The following is a 19718-nucleotide window of genomic DNA, read 5'->3' on the forward strand; positions in this document are numbered from 1 at the left end:
AGCCTCCAAACCAAATTTCGTTCTTTTTTTAGGATATTGGTTTTGCAAAGCAAAACAAATGAGGAGCCGTCCGGCAAGCGCTACCACACGCCTTTTTTTTATGGATTTGTTGTTTTGTTGGTTGGCACGACGTTGGTTGCCCTTGAGAAAGATGTCATCCAGGCCATTGCGGATATAACCTTGTTAAAAGGGCCGGTTTACGCTTCGTTCGAGTTTCTTATGGACTCCGGCGGCATATTGATGGCCATTGGCATTCTCTTGTTGTTATGGCGGCGCTACGTCTTAAAACCGAGCTATTTGCATTCCGACAAATGGGATTACTCCGTTCTGGCTTTGTTGTTGGCCATTGTCCTCACCGGATTTTTGGTGGAAGGCTGCCGCATCGGCTTGAACCCGGAAAATACCGTTTCAGCCTCATACGCCGGTACCGCGGTGTGGGCCATCCTGCCGTATCAATCCAATTCCACTGCGCTGCTCGGCCTTTACCGGGTGCTGTGGTTTTTCCATATGGCCCTGGGGATGTCATTCATCGCCGTGTTGCCGTTTACAAAATTGAAGCACCTTTTCCTGATTCCCATCAATTATGTTGTTAATCCCCCAAAGACCAATCTGGAACGGGCAAAACTCGACACGCCGTTTAACATTATGGCGCTTGAGGATCCGGACGGCGACAGCGATGCGGAGATCGGTAATATCGGCATTGGCACAATAAATGAATTATCCTGGTCGGAAAAGCTTCAATTCACAAGCTGCATCAACTGCGGCCGTTGCGAAAATGTATGCCCTGCCAACAATGCCGGACGGCGGTTGTCGCCAAGGAACGTGGTCCAAAAAGTGGCATCGGGCATCCTTGAAAATCCCGGTGAAGAGGATTTTTTGACTGGCAGCTTAAGCGCCGAAGAGATGTGGGGGTGCACCAACTGCTACGCCTGTGTCGAAGCATGCCCCGCATTTATCCGGCATGTGGATCATTTTCTCAACTTCAGGCGGCACATCGTCAACACCCAATTTGAAGAAGACGATAAGATTACCTTACTCAGCAACATGGAGCGTAATGGCAATCCATACGGCCTTCCCTCTTACGACCGCATCAAATGGATAGCCGACGCACCGCCCGATATTCTCAGCGAGGTCGAGTCCCCGGAAGTCCTTTATTTCATCGGTTGCTCATCCTGTTACAACCCCAGATGTCAGGAAATCACCGATGCGGTCATTGGCATCATGAACGCTGCGAAGATCAACTTCTGTGTTTTGGGCGATGAGGAACGCTGTTGCGGTGAACCTGCAAAGCGCATCGGTGAAGAGGGACTGTTTCAAATGATCGCCATGCAAAATATCGAGTTGTTCAATTCGTATGGCACCCAAAAAATACTGGTTCACTGCCCGCATTGCTACAACATGATCAAGCATGAATATCGGGATTTCGGAGGCGAATATGACGTCGTCCACCATACGGAACTGATCCGGCAACTCCTTTTTGAAAACCGAATCAAGCCCAGCGCCAAAATCCAAGAGGCAACGTTCAGTTACCATGATCCCTGCAATCTCGGCCGGCTCAATGGGATTTATAACCCGCCGCGCGAAATTCTAAATACGTTTGGAGCGTTTAAAGAACTATCGCGGAACAAGGCGCATGCGTTCTGTTGCGGCGGGGGAGCGGGGAATGCTTTTTTCCAAGTCAAGGAAAAGAATCGTATCGGCAAACTGAGGATGGATGAAGCGATCGGGCAAGATATCGATGTCTTGGCCACGGCATGCCCATTTTGCATGATCATGTTCGATGATGCGGCCGGAAACTATGCAAAGGAGATGAATATGCCCGGAATAAAAGATATTGCCGAAATTGTAATGCAGCACATTTCCGCAGACCGATGAATCTGCATGAAATGCCGGTTTGGTTCCTTTTTTTAGTCTGTTTCAGCAATTGATACGGGTTTGAAAACCCAACAACATTTCATTGATATGATCAAGGGAGGTGAAATGAATGGCTAACGTCAAACAAATGGAAATCGATCTTCCAGGATTGAGCGAGGACATGCGGTCTCAGATTGAAGCGCGAGTGAAGGAATTCGAGGAAAAACATGAACCCGATATCGTCAAGAATGGTCCGGGGTGGATCCCTCGGATTACGAAAAACGATTATTTTATCGCCATAACCATTAATTTGATCATCATCCTGTGGCTTGCCGGATCGTTTTTATAACGGCCACTTATGTGCATCTTCGGAAAACAAGACCTAACCCCCGAATGCACGCTGAAACCACCTGACAACCTTATCGAATAGATCTTATCCGTATGCAGAAAATATTGAACGATACATTTTTTCCACACGTTAAATGGAGCTCAAGATGAAAAACGGTGTCCTTTCCGATATTTTTTTTAACGTTGTTCCGGCAAATACCGGCGATCGAATTTACGGTGTGGTCGATTTGATGGCTGTTCAAATCTGTTTCGGTATCGCCGCGTGGTTCTTTTTGGTGGGGAGCTTGACGGGTCTGGCTGTCAAGGCCAGCGAAGCGGTGCCCATCGTTCTCTTCGGCAATTGCTTTCCATTGTTTCTTGTCGCACCGATGGCGGTCATTTTCGCCCGATATGGCGTCGAGCAGTGGCAGGGCTCGGCAGCCGTGCTTGGGCATAAATTCAAAGATCTTTGGCTCATTATGTATATTTCATCGAGCTTTGGATGGATCGCCTATTCAGCATTCCTGTTCGGCGAAAGCGCCATCAAGTTCGTCGCCTTTTTCAATGGGCCCGCTTTTCTATCGAGTGAAGTGCCCGGAGCGATCGTGTTCGCCTTTATCGCAACGGTTATCGGTGCCTATGTCGCTTTTCTGGGGCCGAATGTTCTCCGGTGGTTTACGCGGATGACCGCATTGTTTCTGATGCTGGTTTTGTTCTATTTTATTTACCTGATTCTCACCAAGTATGGTGTGCATCAGATTTATTCGATGAGCCCGGCCAAACCCATGGCCACCCTGGCCTGGAGTCGCGCTTCGGCCATCGAATGGAACGTCGGTCTGGGGTTTTCCTGGGCATTCTGGTTCGGACAGTGGACCCGATTGGCCAAAAACGAAAAAGCGGCTTTTCATGGATGCTTATGGGGATGGGGCGTTCTTGCCTGTTCCGCCGGTATCTTTTCGGCATTTACCGCTCTGACGCTAAAAGTCTACGACCCCAGTGAATGGATTCTGACGTTGGGCAGCCCGGTCGTTGCCATCATCGGTTTGGCGATGTTCGCCCTTGCCAATATCGGCTCCATCACCTGCCTCGTTTACCCGATGGCGATTACTTATCGCAGTCGCTTTCCGAAAACCAAATGGACCACCACGATCATCATTTGCTCCGTATTCGCGCTCCTGTTGGAAAATCCCGTGGTCTTCGAGCATTATGGTGTCTATTTGGCCTACATTGCCCTGTTGACCGGTACATACAGCGGCATCATGATGGCCGACTATGCCGTTATCGGTCGCGGAAGATGGGCCTGGTCCATACGGCAGATTTATAACCGCCAATCCGGATATACCTATTGGAAAGGCATCAACCCGGCTGCGCTGATTGCAACGGTTGCCGCCGCCGGTTTTTATCTTTGGACGCTGGAGCCCTTAAAGTGGACCAGCGCCAATGGCCTTTTTCCTTATATCACAGCGGGAATTCCTTCGTTTTTCATTGCATTCATGGTTTACGCCGTTCTAATGAAATTTTGGATTATGAAAACGCTAGAGCCGCCGCTGGCTGGCGTGAAATGTCGAACCTGAGACCGGTGCGTTTCAACAGTGCCTTGCGATAATCCATGAAACCAAAGGAGTCACCATGCAGCAAAAGGAATTTAGAAATATTCTGCTTGCCGTGAGTTTAACGCAACTGACGGACAAGATTATCCCAACGGCGATTTACATTGCCGGTAAATTCGATGCGGCCCTTCACCTTCTATTTGTTGTCAGGCTGTCAAGGGACGATTTGTTCAATACCCCTGGCGAAGTGTCCAAAATTAAGGATGAATTGGTTGAAAAGGCCAAGCAAAAGCTTGAGGAATATGTGTCTGCCAATTTTAAAGGCATCGCTGTCAAGAAGAAGATCATTGGGGTCGGGGACCCGGCCGATGAGATTCTCGCTTATATCGAAAAAGAAGATATCGATTTCGCCATCATGGGAACCCACGGAAGAAGAGGTCTGAAAAAGACCTTTCTGGGAAGCGTTGCCAGTGAAGTCATCAAACGCTCGCCCGTTCCGGTGACCGTCATCAATCCAATGCGGATAAAATAGAAAAAGAGTGAAAAACATAAATTTATCTTATGGAGGCCTCTATGGCGTATAAACTTTGGATCGACGGGGAGTGGACCGAAGGCAAAGGCAAACAAAGACTTTCCGTGGAGAACCCGGCGACCGGCGAGAAGATTGACGAGGTGGTCAACGCCTGTGAAGCGGACGTCAACGACGCGGTCGCGGCAGCCAAGAAAGCGTTTTACGATGGCCGCTGGTCGGGCAAGACCCCCAGCGAGCGCAGCGTGGTGCTGGACAAAATGGCCGATTTGCTCGAGGCCCGCATGGATGAGCTTGCCCGTATCGAGGCCGAAGACACGGGCAAACCCTATGAATACCTTTGCAAGGGGGTGGATTTTCCCTTTGGCATCGACAATCTGCGCTTTTCGCCGCGGCTACCCGCGATACTTCGGGCAGCCACGCCGGCGAATACGCCCCCGGCTTCACCTCCATCTATCGTAGAGACCCTTGCGGCGTGACCGCCGGTATCGCCCCCTGGAACTACCCCTTCCTGATGGCCATGTGGAAGATCGGCGCCCCCCTGGCCGCTGGCTGCACATCGATCATCAAACCGGCGTCGCTGACCCCGCGCACCACCCTGCTTTTGGGTGAGATCGCCAAAGCGGCCGGTCTTCCCGACGGCGTGCTCAACATTATTTCCGGCAACGTGGGGCCGCAACTGACCGCCCATCCGGACGTGCGCATGGTCAGCCTGACCGGTGCCACGGAGACCGGCAAGGCCATCATGCGCACCGCCGCGGACACCATCAAACGCGTCCATCTGGAACTGGGCGGAAAGGCGCCGGTGCTGGTCTTCGAGGATGCCGACGCGGCCCTGGTGGCGGAAAAGGTGAGCATTGGCGGGTTCGTCAATACCGGCCAGGATTGCACCGCTGCCACCCGCATCATCGTGCACAAGAGCCGCCTGGCCGAGGTGACCGACGCCATCGTCGCCGCCGCCGAAAAGGTGAAAGTGGGCATGCCCTTCGACAGCGATACCGAAATGGGGCCGCTGATTTGTGCCGAACAGCGCGAAAAGGTGATGGGCTTCGTCGAGCGGGCCAAGCAGGCCGGCGGCAAGATTCTCACCGGCGGCAAGATTCCGGCCGGTTTTGACAAGGGATATTTCTACGAGCCAACGGTAATCACCAACGTGGCCCAGGATTCCGAGGTCATTCAGGACGAAATTTTCGGGCCGGTGCTGACCATTCAGAGCTTCGATGACGAAACCCAGGCATTGGCCATGGGCAACGACGTGGTCTTTGGTCTGGCGTCCTCCATTTTCACCAAGGACGTCGGCCGCGCCATGCGTTTGTCCGCCAAGCTGGAGTTCGGCACGGTGTGGATCAACGATCACACCCCGCTCTCCTCGGAAACGCCCCATGGCGGATTCAAGCAGTCCGGCTTCGGCAAGGATCTCTCCGCCGAGGCGGTCGGTGACTATCTGGTCACGAAGCACGTCATGGTGGCATTATAGGCCCGATTGATAACCAAGACCGGTAGTGCCAGTATCGCAAACCGGCTAATGATACGATCCCACAGTGGCGCGGCTGCTTCGGCAGTTGCGCCACAGTGGGTTTGAAAAAAGGAGATCCGCGCATAACGAACGGTTGGGGTTGGCATTACCGTTCCGGATCGATGGCCACCCAGCCGGCACTCGAATGCTGGTTGGGATCGAACCCGGCCTCGTTGGAAAGCACGTATTCACCCAGGGGATTGGTCCAGGCATGGTCATAACCGCCGGGCAATTCCACGGAATGGCCGCTCACCGGGTCGTTGTAATTCTCCGTGCCGCGGATGTATTCGCTGAATTCCCGGCTGGCCCGATCCTCGGCCTGCTGGCGGGTGTTCCAGGACCGGGTCAAGGCTTCATCGAAAGCATCGTTGCTGCGGCTGATGGCGCGGCTCAGGGCACCGGCATTGGCGATGCCCTGCTGCCGCGCGGCGATCCATTGCCGTTGAACCTGGTTAAAGCGGGCAAACCAACCGCGGTCGACGCGAAAGGAATTGACAAACGCGTTGGCCAGGGGATCGAGGGCATCCAACCGGCCCTTTTGGGCGCGCACGGAAAGGTTGCGATCCGCCTGCCAGAGCAGGGTCGGCGGCCCCATCTGGGGCTGGAACACCAGCACCACGCAGTAAAAATCCTCTTCCCAGGCCACGCCGTTTTCCGTATAGGCGAACCGTGCGCGGGTGCCATAGCCCCGGGTCGTCCCACCGGGTTGGGGATTGGCAGCGGCAATGCTGTCGGCCCATTCCGGCAGGTTCGTTTGTTTGACGAGGCGCAGGTTTTGGGCTCCCGGTCGCTGCTCGGGCAGCACGATTTGCTGGATGAAGGCGGCCGGGCTCTCGGGAATGGGCATGACGATCATCCCCAGGTAGGGCTGGCCCCGTTGCCACTGATACTCGATTTGACCGCTGATGAAAAGACGCGTGGGATGGACGAAAAAACCGGCCGACCCGTCCGCGGCGGTGATCGCGACATCGGCCGTGACCAGGTTGGCCAACGCGATGTTCCAGGTCAGCCCGCCGGACAGGTGCCACTCGGCGGGCGCCAGCACCCGGAATGCCGGAATGCCGCCCATTTGCGGATCGTTGATGGCAACGGTCCGCATGAGAAGGGGCGTCGCCGCCATGGCCGGATGCATGCGGAAAACGGAAATGCCCACGATCACGGCTGCCATGCACAAAAATGAGAAACACTTCAATTTCACGGGATACCTCCTGAAGGGTCAAATGCTTGGGGTGTTACAGGGTGCTTATCGATGGCGACGATTGATTCCATCGGTTTCGATCAATATGATTCTTATCGTCCGTTGGGATTGCATGATAAATTGACTTTTTGCGCCATTGATAGTAGCAACCAAATCCAGGTGAAATAACGAAAACCCTTTTCATACGAAAGCCCGCATGCCTTCCATACCTTCTTTCCGCCGCTTCAGCGGCTTCACTTGAGCGTCTTCGTAATATTATTGCCCGTGTCGGCAATACCAGCGACCTGTTGCTGACGGCGCCTGTCGCCTTTCACAACGCACGATTGCATCCATAACGAACAGATATCCTGCGGCTTCCTTTTTCCTTGATTTGGCAAAAGATGCACGCAAACCGATACCAACGGGTTCATGGCAAATGATTCCTGATCACCGGATCCACAAGCTTCAAATGGCATCCATCCCCTCCGTTTATCCCCTCAGCGGCTTCACTTGAGGGCCCGGTCATTGTTGCCCGTGATGGCAACCGACTGAACGCCTTTTACCGTTTTCATCCGTTCTCATTCACGGGGAGCATGAACGCAATCCCATGGGAAATCTGCGCCGTACCGGTTCGCGGTCGGGCCCGCGCTATAGGTGCGCAACCTGTATCTTCCGCATCGACGGACATCGATGCGGATCCATCGAAAGGAGAGAATATGGAACATCCGGTGATCAACACATGGACGGGAGATCAGGCGTCGATCGATTCCCGTGACGCCAGTGTCCGAGCACTGATGGGGTGGGACGGCATTGTGATCCAGGATCCGGAAGTGGATCCGGTGGATCTCTTGGATGCCTATTTCAAACGGACGGCCGCCGAATCATGTGGCCAATGTATCCCCTGCCGTTTGGGTACGGCGCAATTGGTCGATCTGATGGACGAGATCGTCAGTGGTCGCGGGTCTGAAGCGGTCCTCGAACAGATCCGTTTCCTGGTTTTGCAGATCAGTCGCACGGCCCGCTGCGATATTGGCCGCACCATGGCCAAGCCGGTCTTTGATCTGATGGACAACTTTCAGGCGGATTTTTCAGCCGTCATCAACAAAAAACGGCCGGTGCGCCGCGGCAGCTACGCATCCGTGGTTACCGCCCCTTGTATCAGCGCCTGCCGTCCAACGTGGACATTCCGGCCTACCTGGAAAATGTGCGCATGGACCGCTGGTCCCAGGCCATGGCCACGGTACGGGCCGACTGCCCCATGCCCGGTACCATCGGCCGGGTCTGCGTTCGCCCCTGCGAAACCCATTGCCGCCGCTCACGCCTTGACGCCCCGCTGGCCATCCGGGCCGTCAAACGCTTCCTGGCCGACGAGGAGATGGCCGCCAAACTGGATGCGGAGACCCCACCGCCACCGGCCAAAACCGGGCGGGTCGCCATTATCGGTGCCGGGCCGGCCGGCCTTTCCTGCGCCTACTACCTGGGCCAACAGGGCTATCGCTGTACGATTTTCGAGGCCCAGGAGGGACCCGGCGGCATGGCCGCCTATGGGATCCCCTCCTATCGCCTGCCGCGCCAGGTGATCGCCCATGAAGTGGCCATGGTGGAAAAACAGGGAGCCGAAATCCGTTACGGCATCAAGGTCGGCGAGGATATCCACCTGGATGAGCTCTTGGGTAAGGGCTATGGAGCCGTCTTCCTGGCCGTGGGCGCTCCCGAGTCATCCAAAATGCGCTGTGAGGGCGAGGATGCCGGCTACCGCTGTTTCATGACCGGGGTCAACTTTCTGGCCGAGGCGGCCAGGGGCCGCACCCCGCTGACGGGCAAGCGCCTGGTGGTCATCGGCGGCGGCAACGTGGCCATGGACTGCGTACGCACCGCCCGGCGCATCGGCTTCGACGATGTCAATCTGCTCTATCGCCGCACCGAAGCGGAGATGCCGGCCGATCCCCAGGAGATCGAAGAGGCCAAGGAGGAAGGCGTTCACTTTCACCACCTGGTGGCACCGGTGTCCATCGTGGCCGATGGTGAGGAGATCACCGGGCTCAAATGCCAGCGCATGGAACTGGGAGAGCCGGACGCCAGTGGCCGGCGGCGGCCGGTACCGGTTCAAGGATCGGAATTTGTCATCGACTGCGACACCATCATCCCGGCCGTCGGCCAGGTCTGCGTGGTGGATTGCGTCCTGCCCGAAGAGGATGCCCTCACCCCCTGGAAAACCCTCGTGGTGGATCAGACCACCTTCCAGTCCGAAGCCAGCCACATTTTCGGCGGTGGCGACTGCGTGACCGGACCGGCCACCCTGATCAAGGCCCTGGCCGCCGGCAAGCACGCCGCGCGTTTTATTGCCGAGTACCTGGAAGCAGGCCAATGCACACCACGGCCCATTGATCTTTTAAGAAAATGGATCACCCCCGATACGGTTGGCGATGCCCAGGAGACCTTTGCCTATCCGGGCCAAACGCTCAGGGCCCATCCTGAAATCATGGCGCCCGACGTGCGTATCGGCAGCTTCGATGAAGTGGAAAAAGGGTTTTCCGCAGCCCAGGCCCGTGTTGAGGCGGCTCGCTGTTTGCGATGTTACCGTCTGATGCTTTCGGCAATATGAGATGCCCACCCATTCGATAAATAATGACCCAAGGTGACAGAAAGGATTTCCCTATGCCTACGCTCAGTCTGAATGACCGAACCGTTTCCTTTGAATCCGGACAAACCATCCTTGAGGTGGCCCGGCAAAACGACGTGGCCATCCCCACCCTTTGCCATCTGAAAGATGCCCGCCCCACCGGGGGGTGCCGCATCTGCGTGGTGGAGGTGGAAGGCAGCGACCAGCTCCTGCCCGCCTGCGCCACACCGGCTGGCGCCGACATGCGCATTTTTACCGATAGCCAAATCGTCAGAACGGCGCGCCGGGCCATCTTGGAAATGATGCTGGCTTCAGGTGCCCACAACTGCCTGCTCATGGACCAGCCCGAGTCCAGCTGGAGTGAAAGCCAGCTTGCGATCATGCAGCAGCCCTGGCATGACACGATTTGTCCCGCCCATGGCGACTGCCGTCTCCAGGACCTGGCCATCGAATACGAGGTCAGCGTGGCCGGCATCGATCAGAAAATCGACGGGCACCCGCTGGACGACGCCACCCCCATGATCGTGCGGGACTACAGCCGTTGCATCGGCTGCGGCCGCTGTATCCAGGCCTGCAACGAGGTTCAGGTCAACGCGGCGATCCCCTCACCCTATGGCCGCCGCGAAGACCATCCCAACGGATGGTATCCATTGGTGGATTACGAGAACTGCACCCATTGCGGGCAGTGCCTGCAGGCTTGCCCGACGGGCGCCCTGTTTGAGAAAAAGGCCTTTGGTCTGGCCACCGGCAGTGAAGCGGAGAAGGTGCGTACCACCTGCCCTTACTGCGGTGTGGGATGCCAGCAGTGGCTGCATGTGAAGGACGGCCGGGTGATCAAGGTCACCGCCGTGGAAGAAGGTGCTCCCAACCTGGGGCGGCTGTGCGTCAAGGGACGCTTCGGATACGATTTCATCCACTCGCCCGAACGCCTCACCCACCCGCTGATCCGCGAAGGCGAAACGTTCGCAAAGCTCCTGGGACGAGGCCCTGGACCTGGTGGCCGAGAAGTTCAAACAGATCAAACAGCTCCACGGCCCCGACGCCCTGGCCGGCATCAGTTGTGCCCGCAGCATCAACGAAGACTCCTACAATATGCAGAAACTTTTCCGGGCAACCATCGGCACCAACAACATTGACCACTGCGCCCGTACCTGCCATGCGCCCACCGTGGCCGGCCTGGCGCGGGCGTCGGCTCGGGCGCCATGACCAACTCCTTTGCCGAGGTCCTCGGCGCCAAGCTTTTCTTCGTGATCGGCTCCAACATGACCGAGGCCCACCCGGTGGCGTCCACCTTCGTCAAACAAGCCGTGAGAAACGGTGCCGAGCTGATCGTGGCCGACCCGCGCTTCAACGGTATTGCCGAGCATGCCCATACCTATATGCAGATCAAGGTCGGCTCGGACGTGGCCCTGATCAACGGCATGATGCATGTGCTGATCACCGAAGATCTTTATGATCGGGACTATGTAATGGCCAACACCGTTGGATTCGATGAACTGCGCGAGGTCGTCATGCAGTACCCGCCGGAGCGGGTCGCCGAAATCAGCGGCGTGCCGGCCGATACCATCCGTGCGGTGGCCCGCAAGATGGCCGCCGTCCGGCCGTCCATGCTGATGTATACCCTGGGTATCACCGAGCACACTTGCGGCGTCAACAACGTGCTCAGTTGCGCCAATCTGCAGATGTTGCTGGGCAATGTGGGGGTCGAGTACGGCGGGGTCAACCCCCTGCGCGGACAGAATAACGTCCAGGGCGCCTGTGACATGGGGGCCCTGCCCGCCGACTATCCCGGATATCAGAAAGTCACGGACGGCGGCGCGAGCCAAATTCGGCCAGGCTTGGGGGGTGGAGTTGCCCGACACACCGGGCCTGATGATCCCCGATATGATCGACGGACTGGAAAACGGCAATGTCAAAGCGCTTTACGTGTTCGGCGAAAACATCGCCAATACCGAGCCTGATATCGGCCATGTGGAGCACTGCCTGCGCTCGGCGGAATTTGTCGTGTGCAATGATATCTTCGAAACCGAGACCACCCGTTTTGCCCATGTGGTTCTGCCGGCGGCGGCCTGGAGTGAGGACGACGGCACCTTCACCAACGCCGAGCGGCGCGTCAGCCGGGTGCGCAAGGCCGTCGAGCCGCCGGGTGAAGCAAAACCCAACTGGTGGATTTTCAAGGAGATCGCCCGCCGCATGGGACAGGAATGGCCATCGGCCAGCGGCCAGGAGATCTGGGACGACGAAGTGGCGCCCCTGTCGCCGATTTTCAGTGGCATACGCTATCACCGTATCGAAACCGACGGTCTGCAATGGCCCGTGCCCGATGAAAATCATCCCGGAACGACCATCATGCACAAAGGCGGAAAATTTACCTGCGGCAAGGGCAATCTGACCGCCCTGGAGTGGGCCCCGCCGGCCGAAGTGCCCGACGCGGAGTATCCCTTCGTGCTCAGCACCGGCCGACGACTCTACCACTACCACACCCGCACCCAGACCGGCCGCTGTGAAGCTCAACACCCTGCTCGGATCGGAAACCGCCGATATTTCCGCGGCCGACGCCGAGGCGCTCGGTATCGGCCAGGGAGAAAAAATCCGCGTGGTCTCCCGCCGCGGATCGGTGGAGGTGGCGGCCCGGATCACGAAACAGGTGCCGCCTGGCCTGGTCTGGATGGCCTTTCATTTCCGCGAGCTGCGCCAACTGGCTGACCAACCCGGCCTTCGATCCGATCTCCAAGACCGCCGAGTTCAAGGCCTGCGCGGTGCGGTTGGAACGGATATAGAAACCACCTGAGGTGCCGCTGGCATCCGCGCCCGGCCCTGACGGCCGTCGACCGGGCGTGGACACCAGCATCCGAACCATGTCCGTGCGGAGAAGCCGGCGGCTTTGGTTAAATCAATGTCAAATGCCAAAATCCAAATGTCAAATGAAGGATAAAATCGTTCTAAAATAGACAGAATGCCACCATTTGACATTTTTCATTGGTCATTTGACATTCTGCGCCCCCGGCGTTCAAGAGTAAAAATCGATAGCAACACCATATGTGGTCCTCCTGAAAAAGATCCCCTGCCCCTTGCCAGTCGCCGGATCCGACGCTATACTGGCACTCTTTTTAGCGAATGTGCGAATCACATCGCCCGCTGGCAGCGAATGCCCCTGATTGCCAGGGTGCGCCGATGAAATCGAAAGCCCTCGCATTCCTCCTGTTTCCTGCCTTCCGGGCAACAACGCCATCATTGCCAATAACCATGGAGCCATCATGAAAAAATGGGTGCACGAGCAACTGATCTGTCCGCAGTGCCTGGAGAAGGCGGTGCCGCTGGACCTGACCGTCCGCGAGGCGGTCGCGGAGGATATCATCGCCGGAGAAATGACCTGCCCTGACTGCGGTGGACGTTTTCCGATCCAACAGGGCATCGCCGTGCTGTTGCCGGAAAAGACCCGTACGATTTTGGATGACCGCGGCGGCTACAACACGCCGGCCATGCTGTCGGCTTACCTGTGGAGCCACTTCTGCGATTTTCTGGGCGACCCCAAGGCCACGGATGCCTACCGGGTCTGGTCCAAAAGCTTTCAGCCGACCGATGGCGACGCCCTGGATGTGGGCTGCGCCGTGGGAAGGATCTCCTTCGAGCTGGCCGCTACCCACCACCATGTGATCGGCCTGGATACCTCCATTGCCTTTATCCGCAAGGCGCGTGAAATCCTTTCGCGCAAGCGCCTCGATTTCGACCTGATCGTCGAAGGCCACGTCACCGAGGCGCGCGGCTTCACCTTCGATGCAACGCGCGATTTCGATCATGTTGACTTCATCGTCGCCGATGCCCTGGCCCTGCCCTTTCGCCGGCGCGCCTTCGCCACCGTGGCGGCCATCAACCTGCTCGAAAAAGTTCCCGATCCGTTGAAACACCTCACGGAAATCAACCGCGTGCTCAGGGAGCAAACGGCCATGTTTCTCTTTTCCGATCCCTTTTCCTGGGACGAGGCGGTTTCCCCGCCCGAACGCTGGCTGAGCGGAAATGGCAATCCGCAGTACAGCCCCCGCGGGATCGATACCCTGCGACGCCTGTTCAGCGGCGAATACGAGGTCTTCAATCCGCCGCTGGCCATTTGCGACGATGGCGATGTCTCCTGGAAGATCCGCAAGACCGCGAATTTGTGGGAGCACATTACGTCCCAGTACTTGGTGGGTCGCCGCGAGTAGAAAGGAGGCGTTGTTTTGAGAACCCAACACGGTATCTGCGGGCTCTGTTTTCACAGCCCGGGATGCGGCGTCATCGCCCATTTTGACGAGAACGAGAAGATCACCCGCCTCGAACCCGATCCCCAGGCGCCCATGGGCAAGGTGCTCTGCCCCATCGCCGACAGCGTGGCGGAAGTGGTCTATTCGGAAAAGCGCCTGCGCCAGCCCATGCGGCGCGTCGGGCCACGGGGCGGCTACGACTTTGAACCGATCACCTGGGACGCGGCCTACGCGCTCATCCAAGAGCGCCTGGAGGCCATCAAGGCCGAGCACGGCCCCGAGGCCGTGGGGTTTTACGCCGGCACGGGTTCCTACGAGCGCGCCTTCAAGGACGCCTTCATGCTCAAGGGGGCCGAGATTTATCTGGCCACCAGTATTCTCTTTCCCTTCGGCTCGCCCAACACCTTTGGCGTGGGGGCGCCCTGCTACACCTCCCTGGGCGTTTTGGCCCCCAAGGTGACCATGGGCGCCCTGCACATCGAGATGTTCTCCGATGTGGATAATTCCGATCTGATCGTGGTGTGGGGCACCGATCCCTCCACCTCCACGCCGCCGGCCCTGTTCGAGCAGATCAAGACCGCGGCGGAGGAAGGCGCCGAGATCATCGTCATCGACCCGCGACGCACCGCGGCCGCCGACTTGCCCGGCAGCCAGTGGATCCCGATCCGCCCCGGCTCGGACGGCGCCCTGGCCCTGGGATTGAGCCATCTCCTCATCCGCGACAACATCTACGACAAGGCCTTTGTGGACGACTGGACCGTGGGCTTTGAGGAATTTGCCGCCTACGTACAGGAATTCCCGCCCGACCGGGTGGCCCAGCTGACCGGCATCGATCCGGCAACCATCGAGGATCTGGCCGAACGCATCGTCGATGCCGAAGGGGCCAGCTACGTGATGTACACCGGGCTCGAGTACACCAAAAGCGGCGTACAGAACATCCGTTCCGTGATGGTGCTTTGGGCCCTGGCCGGCCAACTGGATGTGGAGGGCGGCCGCTGTTTCCTCGGCCAGGGACGCATGCTGCCCCTTTCCACCGAACGTCAACTGGCCACGCCCGGCTGGGAGCGCTCCATCGGCGCCGGCAAGTTTCCGGTCTACGCCCACTACTGCGGCGGAGAGCCTCACGCCATTCTTCTCCCGCAGGCCATCGTGGATGAGGAGCCCTACCCCATCCGGGGGCTGATCGTTTTAGGCGCCAGTCTGCTCACGGCCTGGCCCAATCCGCACCGCTGGCAACAGGCTCTGGAGAAGCTCGACTTTCTGGTGAGCATCGACCTGCAGCTCACCCGCGACGCCGCCTTCGCCGACCTGGTGCTGCCGGCCACCACGGCCTTCGAGCAGGCCTCCTACTGCTACTACGGCAACGCCATCCGCTATCGTGAGAAGATGATCGAACCGGTTGGCGATGCCCGGCCGGCCTACCAGATCATGATCGACCTGGCCGACCGGCTCGGCTACGGGGAGCGGTTTCCCCGGCATCCGGATGAAGTCCTGGCCGGCCACCTGGCCAAGTCGGATACCACCCTGGCCGACCTGATGCTGGCCGAGCGCAAGGTCTTTGCCCTGCCGCCGGCGCCCATGGTCTACCGGAAGTGGGAGAAAGGGCTGCTGCGGGCCGACGGGAAGCCGGGGTTCGAGACGCCTCGGGCAAATTCGAGATCAAATCGTCAATTCTCGAGCAGTACGGCTACGAGGGGCTGCCCAAATACGAGGAGTCCGATGAAACGCCGCTGAGCAGCCCCGACCTGCACCGGCGCTTCCCCCTGATCCTGGGCACCGGGCCGTTCAAGCCGGACATGAAGTCCTGCCTTCGGGCGATTCCCAGCTTCATCGAGAAATATCCCGATCCCATGGTGCAGATGAACCCGGTGGATGCCGAGGCGCGCGGCATTGTCACCGGCGATTTGGTGGTGATCAAGACCGCCCGCGGCCAGGTGCCCATGCGCGCCTTTGTCACCGACCGCATCATGGCCGGCTTCGTCTACGCCCCGGTGGGCGGTGGCGGGCCCCAGGGACCCGACGCATGGCAGCAGGCCAACGTCAACCAACTGACCGACGACCGCCAGTACGACCCGATCTCCGGTTTTCCAGTCTACAAGACCCTGCTCTGCCAGATCAAGAAGAAGAAGCGCGTGCGACGGGGCGCGGCGGCGGCGGATCCGACGTTGGGTTGTGGCGGATAAGCGTCCAGCGAATGTCAACGTCCAAATTCAAAATGTCAATTGAAGGCATTCTGTCGTTGTTGATAAGGCTGGTGGAATTATTTCTTTCCGCCAGCCTAAACAAAGGGGGCATCCCATGGGGGAAATCAAAAGCACGCTGGATCTGGTCATGGAACGAACAAAGCATCTCTCCATGTCGGCGGAAGAAAAGACCCGTCAGCATCAGGAGGATTTCAGCCGGCGGCTTCAGGGGCTTTTGCAGCAGTTCGGCGACGGGGGCTTGACCCTGAAAGCGTTTGACGAACGGCTTGACGCGCTGCAGACGGAACTGGAGATCGCGGACACGGGCCTGGTGCTCAACGCCACTCTTGGCCGCATCGACCCGGATGGCGAGAACGGACCCTGGCTGGCGCTGCTGGGCGAACTGGCGCCGGCGACCCGCGAGCCCCTGGAAAAGATTCTCCAGTCGCACCGTGAGGCGCGGACCGCGTTGGTGGAAGAGGCTCGGTCTCGGCAGTTGGAGCGGCTGGCCCGGGAGAAGGGCATCGGCGGCTCGGCCGTGGTACCCAACCCGAACCGCGATGCCGATTTTCAACAGCGCCTGGAAGGCCTGTGCCAACAAATCCGCCAACGCATCGACGCCCTCGCCTACGCCTGATCCGACGGTTCGGTTTCAGGCGGTCGGTTCACGTTTTTAGCATTCGCATCTCAGACGGATTCGGAAAAAGCCCGAGATCAAGGCTTGCGAATCCCGAGGAAGGAGGCGTACTTTTGCGTACGCCGCAGTGACGAGGGATGAAGCGTAACGCCGATATCGGGTTTTTTCCGAATCCGTCAAACATAGCCGAACCAGGCTGCTTCCACCTGCCGGAAGTTCTCCCTGACCGCATCAGCGCCCTTGATCACATCGCCATGACCGGAAAGCAGCCAGTCGGCGTCGAGTTCGCCCATGCGGCGGATGCTGGCCTTGAGCTGGGCGCCGTTGCCGCCGGGCAGGTCGGTGCGTCCCAACCCACCCTTGAAAATCAGATCCCCGGTGAACAGGGCGCGATTTTCCGGCCAGCGCAGCGTCACCGCGCCGGGCGAATGGCCGGGGGTGTGATAGACCTCCAAGGTGATGTCCCCCACATGAAGCTCGCCCTCGGTAAGAAAGAAATCCGGTGAGAATTGGTCCGGGTCGAGACCCATGGCTTGCTTCAGGTAAGGGGCCATGTTCTGGATCAGTTGCCATTCATCTTCGTGAAGGGTGAACTGTGCCTGGGTTCCGGCAAACCGCCGGACAGCCTCGATGTGGTCCGGGTGGGCGTGGGTGCAGATGACCAGATCGATATCGTTGATGGTGAGCGCGAGTGCCGCCAGCCCGCGCTCCACATGCTCGAAAAGGGCTGCATGGCCCGGATCGATGAGAATACTCTTCCCGGCCGAGCGCAGCAGATAGGTGTTGCAATTGTTGGCTTGGGGAGAGGTCCACAAAAAGGCATTCAGGTGGGGGGTCAGTTCCATGGGAATCACTCCTGGATAAGGGTTAAGACGGGTTCCTGCGGGTCGCCATGCGTCGACGAAAATGCCAGCATGCCAGAATCGTCGCGGGTGTCAAGGCCTTCGATCCGCATCCCCATCGGTGGCCGCGCTTGCCACTTGCTTTTGTGCTGCCGATCCGCCATGATTCTTGGTGATTGGCATCCGATGAAACCGGTGATGGGTGCCGGACGGTATGTGCCATTCGGATTCTATTTTGAAGCATGATTGAAAGGTAATCGGTACGAAAAAATGCGCGCAGCCTACTATGAACGATTCAACGGTCCGGTGACGATCGAGAACCTGCCCGATCCAAGTGTGCCGGAAGACGGCGTGGTGATCCAGGTCATGGCCACGGGCCTGTGCCTGAGCGATTGGCACGGCTGGAAAGGTGACGACGCGACATCACCCTGCCCCATGTGCCCGGTCACGAACTGGCCGGTACCGTTACCGCAGTTGGTAAGCATTTGAAACACTGGCAGATCGGCGACCGCGTGACCCTGCCCTTCGTCTGTGGTTGCGGCGGCTGCCCCCAGTGCCTTTCGGGAAACCACCAGGTTTGCGACCACCAGTTTCAACCGGGGTTCACGGCCTGGGGGTCTTTTGCCGAATATGTGGCCATCCGTTACGCGGACGTCAACCTGGTGCGCCTGCCGGAAACGATGGATTTCGTCACCGCCGCCAGCCTGGGCTGCCGCTTTGTCACGGCCTTTCGCGCCGTGGCCGATCAAGGACGTGCAAGTGCCGGTGAGTGGGTGGTTATTTTCGGCTGCGGCGGCGTGGGCCTCTCCGCCATCATGATCGCCAACGCCTTGGGCGCCCGGGTGGTGGCCGTGGACATCACCGACGAGAAGCTGGCCCTGGCCCGTGCGGTGGGCGCGGCGGAAACGCTCAACGGTCGTGCGGTTGACAATGTCGTCGCCGCCGTGCACGATCTCAGCTCTGGCGGGGCGCATGTGTCGGTGGACGCCCTCGGCCACCCCCAGACCTGCTTCGACGCCATCAGCAGCCTGCGAAAACGCGGCCGGCATGTCCAGGTGGGACTTTTTCAAAGCGAGCACCGCCACCCAAGGTGCCCATGGACCGCGTGATTGCCCACGAGCTGGAAATTCTCGGCAGCCACGGCATTCAGGCTTTCGCGTACAACCGCCTTTGGGCAATGATCGCGGCCGGCAAATTGCAGCCCGAAAAACTCATCGGCCGGACCGCTACCTTGGCCGAAGGCATCGCCCAGCTGGTGGAGATGGACCGGTTCGATCAGACCGGCGTGACGGTCATCGACCGGTTTTAGGAAAGGAGAACACGATGGCTGTGGGTTGGTCCCGTGACGGGGCCGTTCAGGATCAGATCGATGCCAGTGTCGGCGATGCCGTGAAGCTGGCCAGAAGCAGACTGCCTGTCGGCGAAAGCGCCGAATTTTGCGACCACTGCGAGGAAGAAATCCCGGAGGCCCGCCGCAAGGCCATCCCGGGTGTGCGGCTGTGTCTCCACTGCCAGGCCGAGCTCGAAAAATTACAGACCAACGCCTCCGGGATCAACCGCCGTGGCAGCAAGGACAGCCAGTTGAAATAAGCGCAAAGGGATTGTAAGGCTGGTACGGCTTTGAAAGCGCGATATGAAACAAAAAAAGGCAAAATGAAATTAACACTAAGCGTTCTTGAAGACGTGTTTACCATCCATCGGTTCCCACCTGACCAAGATGTTCCAAAACAAGTATTTGAAGAGAAGTTTGTCAGCATCTGCAAAACGGATGATGAATTGTCAATCGTTTGTTCTTCTTCAATCCTTTTGGATTCTGAGAGCCATGAAGATGGATGGGCCTGCATAAAAGTCCTCGGCCCCCTGGATTTTTCCTTAACGGGTATTCTCGCCGATATTTCGACCGTTTTGGCGAAAGCCAAGATAAGCATTTTTGCCATATCCTCATTCGATACAGATTATATTCTGGTAAAGTCAGAAACGCTTCAGGCAGCAAAAACCGCATTGCAAAAGGCCGCGTTTGTCTTTCAATAGCGGCCCAAAATCGAATTTACAGACAATGGTGCGTTAAGGTTCAAATAAAATTGCACAACAACATTGATGAACTCGTGAAAAGTCGCACTTCCGACGGATTCGTAAAAGGAGGAACGATGACAAAAGAAACGATTTATGTTGTTGGTGCCGGAGGAATTGGGATGCCGCTGGCGGCGTTTTTGGCGAATAACGGTGTCCCCGTGACCGC

Annotated in this window: 17 protein-coding genes and 3 pseudogenes; 17 read left to right on the plus strand and 3 right to left on the minus strand. The window is 58.0% G+C overall.

All coding sequences use genetic code 11. The features are described from left to right. Positions 1-42: 42 nt before the first annotated feature. From JCM12296_RS14690 to JCM12296_RS14710, 5 genes and pseudogenes are all read left to right on the plus strand, one after another. The gene (locus tag JCM12296_RS14690) at positions 43-1875 is read left to right on the plus strand and encodes a heterodisulfide reductase-related iron-sulfur binding cluster (protein ID WP_172683908.1); all 1833 of its coding nucleotides are present in this window, start codon (positions 43-45) and stop codon (positions 1873-1875) included. A gap of 109 nt (positions 1876-1984) precedes the next feature. After that, complete coding sequence (locus JCM12296_RS14695; RefSeq protein ID WP_054694442.1) at positions 1985-2203, plus strand: hypothetical protein; 219 nt, start codon at positions 1985-1987, stop codon at positions 2201-2203. Positions 2204-2348: 145 nt separating this feature from the next. Then, positions 2349-3755, plus strand: coding sequence for a cytosine permease (locus JCM12296_RS14700; RefSeq protein ID WP_054694446.1), 1407 nt, complete (start codon positions 2349-2351; stop codon positions 3753-3755). Between the two features lie 55 nt (positions 3756-3810). Next, positions 3811-4263: a universal stress protein gene (locus JCM12296_RS14705; protein ID WP_054694450.1), complete on the plus strand. Its 453-nt coding sequence runs from the start codon at positions 3811-3813 to the stop codon at positions 4261-4263. 41 nt (positions 4264-4304) lie between these two features. Next, positions 4305-5737 (plus strand): annotated as a pseudogene (locus JCM12296_RS14710) (aminobutyraldehyde dehydrogenase). A gap of 145 nt (positions 5738-5882) precedes the next feature. Here JCM12296_RS14710 and JCM12296_RS14715 read toward each other — a convergent pair. Then, positions 5883-6974, minus strand: a complete 1092-nt coding sequence (locus JCM12296_RS14715) for a hypothetical protein (protein WP_054694453.1) — start codon at positions 6972-6974, stop codon at positions 5883-5885. A 233-nt stretch (positions 6975-7207) separates the two neighbouring features. Further along, the gene (locus JCM12296_RS14720; RefSeq protein ID WP_054694456.1) at positions 7208-7429 is read right to left on the minus strand and encodes a hypothetical protein; all 222 of its coding nucleotides are present in this window, start codon (positions 7427-7429) and stop codon (positions 7208-7210) included. Between the two features lie 318 nt (positions 7430-7747). Between JCM12296_RS14720 and JCM12296_RS50510 the strand changes: the two are divergent. The 7 genes and pseudogenes from JCM12296_RS50510 to JCM12296_RS14755 form a co-directional block, all read left to right on the plus strand. Beyond that, positions 7748-8035: pseudogene (locus JCM12296_RS50510) on the plus strand (NADH-ubiquinone oxidoreductase-F iron-sulfur binding region domain-containing protein); the annotation flags it as partial. Between the two features lie 71 nt (positions 8036-8106). Continuing rightward, positions 8107-9558 carry an FAD-dependent oxidoreductase gene (locus JCM12296_RS14725; protein WP_054694460.1) on the plus strand — a complete coding sequence of 484 codons (1452 nt, stop codon included), beginning with the start codon at positions 8107-8109 and terminating at the stop codon, positions 9556-9558. Positions 9559-9611: 53 nt separating this feature from the next. Next, positions 9612-12356 (plus strand): annotated as a pseudogene (fdhF, locus tag JCM12296_RS36430) (formate dehydrogenase subunit alpha). A 477-nt stretch (positions 12357-12833) separates the two neighbouring features. Then, positions 12834-13778 (plus strand): class I SAM-dependent methyltransferase, encoded by a 945-nt coding sequence (locus JCM12296_RS14745; protein ID WP_054694467.1) that lies wholly within the window; start codon positions 12834-12836, stop codon positions 13776-13778. A 15-nt stretch (positions 13779-13793) separates the two neighbouring features. After that, on the plus strand, positions 13794-15551 hold the full coding sequence (locus JCM12296_RS14750; protein ID WP_246804327.1) for a molybdopterin-containing oxidoreductase family protein: 1758 nt from the start codon (positions 13794-13796) through the stop codon (positions 15549-15551). Between the two features lie 116 nt (positions 15552-15667). Continuing rightward, the gene (locus JCM12296_RS44530) at positions 15668-16000 is read left to right on the plus strand and encodes a molybdopterin dinucleotide binding domain-containing protein (RefSeq protein WP_246804330.1); all 333 of its coding nucleotides are present in this window, start codon (positions 15668-15670) and stop codon (positions 15998-16000) included. Positions 16001-16115: 115 nt separating this feature from the next. Beyond that, the gene (locus JCM12296_RS14755) at positions 16116-16637 is read left to right on the plus strand and encodes a hypothetical protein (RefSeq protein ID WP_054694471.1); all 522 of its coding nucleotides are present in this window, start codon (positions 16116-16118) and stop codon (positions 16635-16637) included. Positions 16638-16813: 176 nt separating this feature from the next. Here the strand turns inward: JCM12296_RS14755 and JCM12296_RS14760 are convergent, their stop codons facing one another. Beyond that, positions 16814-17482: an MBL fold metallo-hydrolase gene (locus JCM12296_RS14760; RefSeq protein ID WP_054694474.1), complete on the minus strand. Its 669-nt coding sequence runs from the start codon at positions 17480-17482 to the stop codon at positions 16814-16816. Between the two features lie 267 nt (positions 17483-17749). On the opposite strand from JCM12296_RS14760, the gene JCM12296_RS41920 reads away from it, so the two are divergent. From JCM12296_RS41920 to JCM12296_RS14775, 5 genes are read left to right on the plus strand one after another with little or no spacing between them, the layout of a single operon-like run. Continuing rightward, positions 17750-17968 carry a hypothetical protein gene (locus JCM12296_RS41920; RefSeq protein WP_218188104.1) on the plus strand — a complete coding sequence of 73 codons (219 nt, stop codon included), beginning with the start codon at positions 17750-17752 and terminating at the stop codon, positions 17966-17968. Continuing rightward, on the plus strand, positions 17965-18588 hold the full coding sequence (locus tag JCM12296_RS41925) for a zinc-binding dehydrogenase (RefSeq protein ID WP_246804329.1): 624 nt from the start codon (positions 17965-17967) through the stop codon (positions 18586-18588). Before JCM12296_RS41920 ends, JCM12296_RS41925 begins: the two co-directional genes overlap by 4 nt. Next, the gene (locus JCM12296_RS41930; RefSeq protein ID WP_218188106.1) at positions 18576-18788 is read left to right on the plus strand and encodes a hypothetical protein; all 213 of its coding nucleotides are present in this window, start codon (positions 18576-18578) and stop codon (positions 18786-18788) included. Before JCM12296_RS41925 ends, JCM12296_RS41930 begins: the two co-directional genes overlap by 13 nt. Before the next feature lie 14 nt (positions 18789-18802). Then, positions 18803-19069 carry a DksA/TraR family C4-type zinc finger protein gene (locus tag JCM12296_RS14770; protein ID WP_054694477.1) on the plus strand — a complete coding sequence of 89 codons (267 nt, stop codon included), beginning with the start codon at positions 18803-18805 and terminating at the stop codon, positions 19067-19069. Positions 19070-19099: 30 nt separating this feature from the next. Beyond that, positions 19100-19510, plus strand: coding sequence for an ACT domain-containing protein (locus JCM12296_RS14775; RefSeq protein ID WP_218188107.1), 411 nt, complete (start codon positions 19100-19102; stop codon positions 19508-19510). Positions 19511-19718: the final 208 nt, after the last annotated feature.

The organism is Desulfosarcina cetonica JCM 12296 (genome assembly GCF_001311845.1).
Classification (GTDB): domain Bacteria; phylum Desulfobacterota; class Desulfobacteria; order Desulfobacterales; family Desulfosarcinaceae; genus Desulfosarcina; species Desulfosarcina cetonica.

What these genes read in the sequence shown, in the direction of transcription:
- JCM12296_RS14760 (WP_054694474.1), bottom strand. Translation starts at nt 17,482, where the DNA reads ATGGAACTGACCCCCCACCTGAATGCCTTTTTGTGGACCTCTCCCCAA.
- JCM12296_RS41920 (WP_218188104.1), top strand. Translation starts at nt 17,750, where the DNA reads ATGCGCGCAGCCTACTATGAACGATTCAACGGTCCGGTGACGATCGAG.
- JCM12296_RS14755 (WP_054694471.1), top strand. Translation starts at nt 16,116, where the DNA reads ATGGGGGAAATCAAAAGCACGCTGGATCTGGTCATGGAACGAACAAAG.
- JCM12296_RS41930 (WP_218188106.1), top strand. Translation starts at nt 18,576, where the DNA reads ATGGACCGCGTGATTGCCCACGAGCTGGAAATTCTCGGCAGCCACGGC.
- JCM12296_RS44530 (WP_246804330.1), top strand. Translation starts at nt 15,668, where the DNA reads ATGGTGCAGATGAACCCGGTGGATGCCGAGGCGCGCGGCATTGTCACC.
- JCM12296_RS14700 (WP_054694446.1), top strand. Translation starts at nt 2,349, where the DNA reads ATGAAAAACGGTGTCCTTTCCGATATTTTTTTTAACGTTGTTCCGGCA.
- JCM12296_RS14720 (WP_054694456.1), bottom strand. Translation starts at nt 7,429, where the DNA reads ATGCCATTTGAAGCTTGTGGATCCGGTGATCAGGAATCATTTGCCATG.
- JCM12296_RS14770 (WP_054694477.1), top strand. Translation starts at nt 18,803, where the DNA reads ATGGCTGTGGGTTGGTCCCGTGACGGGGCCGTTCAGGATCAGATCGAT.
- JCM12296_RS14745 (WP_054694467.1), top strand. Translation starts at nt 12,834, where the DNA reads ATGAAAAAATGGGTGCACGAGCAACTGATCTGTCCGCAGTGCCTGGAG.
- JCM12296_RS14695 (WP_054694442.1), top strand. Translation starts at nt 1,985, where the DNA reads ATGGCTAACGTCAAACAAATGGAAATCGATCTTCCAGGATTGAGCGAG.
- JCM12296_RS14705 (WP_054694450.1), top strand. Translation starts at nt 3,811, where the DNA reads ATGCAGCAAAAGGAATTTAGAAATATTCTGCTTGCCGTGAGTTTAACG.